This is a genomic window from Streptomyces phytophilus (genome assembly GCF_013870535.1).
GTDB classification, from domain to species: domain Bacteria; phylum Actinomycetota; class Actinomycetes; order Streptomycetales; family Streptomycetaceae; genus Streptomyces; species Streptomyces phytophilus.
In genome coordinates this window covers 1-1,535 of sequence record NZ_JACBXC010001373.1, presented here as the reverse complement: position 1 = coordinate 1,535, position 1,535 = coordinate 1, and the positions used below count along the sequence as shown (strand labels likewise).

The following is a 1,535-nucleotide window of genomic DNA, read 5'->3' as shown; positions in this document are numbered from 1 at the left end:
TACGCCTTGCCGGCGGCCAGCTCCTCCACCCAGCCCTTGTCGTTGCCCTCGCGCTCCTTCAGCCACGCCGCCTGCTCGTCGAAGAGGCCGGAGAAGCCGCTCTCCACGACGCGCAGCGTCACGCCGCCGGGTCGCTCGTCGATCCAGAACTCCACCAGCGTCGAGCCCTTCGCGCCCTGCTGGTTCCGGCCGGTGAGCCAGCGGAACGAGGCGTACCGCGGCTTGTCCAGCTCCACGGTGCCGAACCGGAACTCGCCGAACTCCGGATGCCGCACGACGGTCACGTCGCCCTCCCGGCGCAGGTCGGGCTCGGGGTCGACGGTGCCGTCGTTGATGTACCAGCCGGGGCGTACGACCAGGTCCCAGACCCGGTCCGCGGGTGCGTCGATGTCGATCTGCCGGGCGACCCGGTCGAGCTCCGCCAGCTCTGCGTCGGTGTACGCGGTGTCGTTCACGGTTCCTCCTCGTATGTCGATCTGCAACCTCAGCATTGCACATGCGTGCATGGTAATGCAACCCGAGAGTTGCAGTAAGGGGCGTCACATGCGGCACCGATGAGTTCGCGGCGGCAGAACCGTCTGCACGGACATGGACACACACACGCTGAACACCCCCGACGTCGACCTCGTCTACGACGTGCGCGGCCCCCTGCCCACCGCCGACGGCCGCCCCCCGCTGCTGCTCATCGGCCAGCCCATGGACGCCGGCGGCTTCCGCGCGCTGGCCGCGCAGTTCCAGGACCGGACCGTCGTCACGTACGACCCGCGCGGCCTGGGCCGCAGCACCCGCAAGGACGGCCGGCTCGACAACTCGCCGCAGACGCAGGCCGAGGACGTGCACGCCGTCATCGCCGCGCTGGGCGCGGGCCCGGTGGAGCTGTTCGGCAGCAGCGGCGGCGCGGTTACGGCGCTGGCCCTGGTGACCGCGTACCCCGACGACGTGACCACGCTCGTCGCGCACGAGCCGCCGATCATCCCGGCGCTGCCGGACGCCGAGGCCGCGGAGCGGGCGCGGCAGGGCGTCACGGACGCGTACAACGCCAAGGGCTGGGGCACGGGCATGGCGGCGTTCATGGGGCTGGGCGCGTGGCAGGGCGAGTTCACCGACGCGTACTTCGCCCAGCCCGAGCCCGACCCCGCGGCCTTCGGCATGCCCGCCGAGGACGACGGCAACCGCGACGACCCGCTGCTCTCCGAGCACTCCTGGGCCGTCAGCGGCTACCGCCCGGACCCGGCCGCGCTCGCCGCCGCGCCGACGCGCGTGGTGATCGCCGTGGGCGAGGAGTCGGGCGACACGTTCACGGCCCGTACGGCACGCGGCACGGCCGCGCTGCTCGGGCAGGAGGCGACGGTCTTCCCCAGCCACCACGGCGGCTTCCTCGACGCCGAGTTCGGCTACGCGGGCCAGCCGGAAGCCTTCGGCGCGAAGCTGCGGGAGGTCCTCGACGCGGGGGCGTGAACGGACGACACGTGCGCCGCGTACGTCACCTTCAACACGTCCACCACGCACACCACCTCCACCGCCCCCGGACAGCC

General features: G+C 72.5%; 2 protein-coding genes. One reads left to right on the top strand and one right to left on the bottom strand.

The genetic code is table 11. From position 1 onward, the window contains the following. Window positions 1-455 (bottom strand): SRPBCC domain-containing protein (locus tag H5J30_RS32495; RefSeq protein WP_181791241.1); only part of this gene is annotated, 455 nt, incomplete at its 3' end. 133 nt (window positions 456-588) lie between these two features. On the opposite strand from H5J30_RS32495, the gene H5J30_RS32490 reads away from it, so the two are divergent. Continuing rightward, window positions 589-1,458: an alpha/beta fold hydrolase gene (locus H5J30_RS32490; RefSeq protein ID WP_181791239.1), complete on the top strand. Its 870-nt coding sequence runs from the start codon at window positions 589-591 to the stop codon at window positions 1,456-1,458. Window positions 1,459-1,535 lie beyond the last annotated feature (77 nt).

Coding starts and splice junctions, on each gene's coding strand:
- H5J30_RS32490 (WP_181791239.1), top strand. CDS start 589: ATGGACACACACACGCTGAACACCCCCGACGTCGACCTCGTCTACGAC.